2 protein-coding genes are annotated in these 2,597 nt (G+C 39.0%); both read left to right on the plus strand.

The window, feature by feature from the left end; translation table 11 throughout:
• Positions 1-225 precede the first annotated feature (225 nt).
• Complete coding sequence (locus tag ACZLMD_RS09850) at positions 226-1,476, plus strand: IS256 family transposase (RefSeq protein ID WP_489495638.1); 1,251 nt, start codon at positions 226-228, stop codon at positions 1,474-1,476.
• An 869-nt stretch (positions 1,477-2,345) separates the two neighbouring features.
• The coding region (locus ACZLMD_RS09855; protein ID WP_489495639.1) for a hypothetical protein at positions 2,346-2,597 on the plus strand (252 nt) is incomplete at its 3' end.

The raw sequence follows: 2,597 nt of genomic DNA on the forward strand, positions 1-2,597 counted from the left end.
AATTTTATTGGATGTCTATCGCAGAGATGGAGCAGGACAAGCGAATAATGGAAGTGAATAGTGATATTGTTAGTATGGTGAAAAAAGCGGTGTAAAATAGAAATGATGGTGAAATCTTGCAAGAACTGATCAAAAATTTAAAAAGAGTCTGTGAAAAATTTCTGTAAATTAGACAATATACGGGTCTTCTATGATAAAATATTAAATCATAGGAGGCCTTTTATTATGGCAAACAGAAAAAAACAAGTTTACAAACCAAAACCAATGACTGAGGGAAAGAGAAATCTGATTCAAGGATTGCTTCAGGAGTATGATATTCAGTCCGCTGACGATATTCAGGAAGCATTAAAGGATCTTCTGTCCGGAACGATTCAAGATATGCTTGAAACAGAAATGGATAGTCATCTTGGTTATGATCGCTACGAAAGATCCAGCGAGCCAAACTACCGAAACGGCACAAAGCCAAAAACTGTTCGTAGCAAGTATGGGGAGTTCGAGGTCGATGTTCCTCAGGATCGACAGAGCTCCTTTGAACCTCAGGTGCTTCCAAAGCGTCAGAAAGACATTTCTTTGATTGATGACAAGATCATTTCTATGTATGCCAAAGGAATGACCACACGACAGATTTCAGAAACGATAGAGGATATTTATGGCTTTGAAGTAAGCGAAAGAGTGGTATCTGATATTACAGATAAGCTTCTTCCTAAAATCGAAGAATGGCAAAATCGTCCTTTATCTGCGGTATATCCTATCGTTTTCATTGATGCTGTACACTTCTCTGTCCGTGATGATGGAGTAATTAGAAAACTTGCCGCATATGTTGTTCTCGGTATCAACGAAGATGGCATGAAAGAAGTTTTAAGTATTGTTGTTGGAGAAAATGAAAGCAGTAAATATTGGTTGTCCGTATTGAACAGTCTGAAAAATCGTGGAGTCCAGGACATTCTCATTCTCTGCTCTGATGGATTAACGGGAATCAAAGAGGCAATCTCTACAGCATTTCCAAAAACAGAGCAGCAGCGTTGCATAGTGCATATGGTAAGAAATACACTCAAATACGTTGCAAACAAGGATATGAAGGCTTTTGCTAAAGATTTAAAAACAATCTATACAGCTGCCGATGAAGAAACTGCCAGAAGGCAGTTAAAAAACGTTACAGAAAAATGGTCGGGACAATATCCGAGTGCCATGAACCGCTGGCATGATAACTGGGATGCAATTTCCCCGATTTTCAAATTTTCCAAAGAGGTCCGTACTGCTTTTTATACCACAAATGCCATTGAATCGCTGAATTCATGCTATCGCAGACTAAACAAGCAGAGAAGCGTATTTCCGAGTTCCCAGGCGCTAATGAAAGCACTATACCTAGGAACTTTTGAGATAGCCAAAAAGTGGACAATGCCAATCCGCAACTGGGGCAAAGTTCGTGGCGAACTCGAGATTATGTACCCTGAGCGAATGTCAATATGGCAATAAAAGCCGAATCGTCAAGAGTAAATATAGGGGCTGTAAAATAAGTCCCAAGTAAGGAAACACCTGAACCGTCAAGTTGCCGGTTCAGGTGTTTCTTTTTTTCTTTATAAAAATTTCCAATCCTTGATTAAAAAATGGTGCACTTAATAAACCTGGCTAATATCGATTTGTTTTTTATGCCGCCTTCATTTGTCTCTGCATGCTTCTTCTTTTTTTGTCCGTCAGAGTACCACAAGGGAAGCGTCAGCCAAAACAACGTACCAGCAAGCCAAAGCACCGATAACCAGCGTCTACCAAACAAGCACTGTTAAACTGACAAAACACCAGACAAGCCAGTCTCCGCCAAGTCGACATTCAACCAATCGGCAAGCACTCAGGCAAGAAAATCTAAGCCAAAACAAATAGTGCACCACCACAGGCAACGCCCCGCAAAATCGCATTTCGGGGCTGACAGTCGTCCTTTGAGCATGCCAAAATTTTGCCCCTGACGCATCAGAGAGCAGCCCTAGACGGCACACAAAAAAAGTTGGCCATGAGCCCATCTAAAGGGTGCGGCTAAAAGTCCTAAAAGCGGATTTGAGAGAAAATGAATAAAAGAGATAAAAATATAGGGCTCTGGTGGATGGGGAGCGGGTTTTCGGGAAAACGGGAAATCAGGATAGGTAGCTATTGTGCAATATGCATTATAATGATAAAATATTGATATATATTAGGTTACAACATATGACTTGTGAAGGGAGCGCTATTAATAGTTAGAATACAACTGTACCAAAAGAGAAAAGTTTGCAAGTAATCCTAAACATGAGAATAAAAATGGGGAGTTACATTTGTTGTGTGAATTAACAAATAGGTTAAAAGGGGAGAAATGACTAGTGGATAAATTAAATTTAGGAACAAGAGTGGAATTGTTTGCGATATGCACATCATTAGAATATGATTTAAAGAAATATATTGTTGAGAGTAATTCAAAAATATATTTTACAGAAGAGATGATTGAAAAAGCGAAATCCCGAAAAAAGAATGTAGAAACTGAAGAAGAGATACTTAATCAGTTAGATTTGAAGGATTTTGTTGACATTGTAATTGCATCGCCATATGAGTATAGGATAAATATGGAAAAAGCG

This window comes from Jutongia sp., assembly GCF_057878315.1.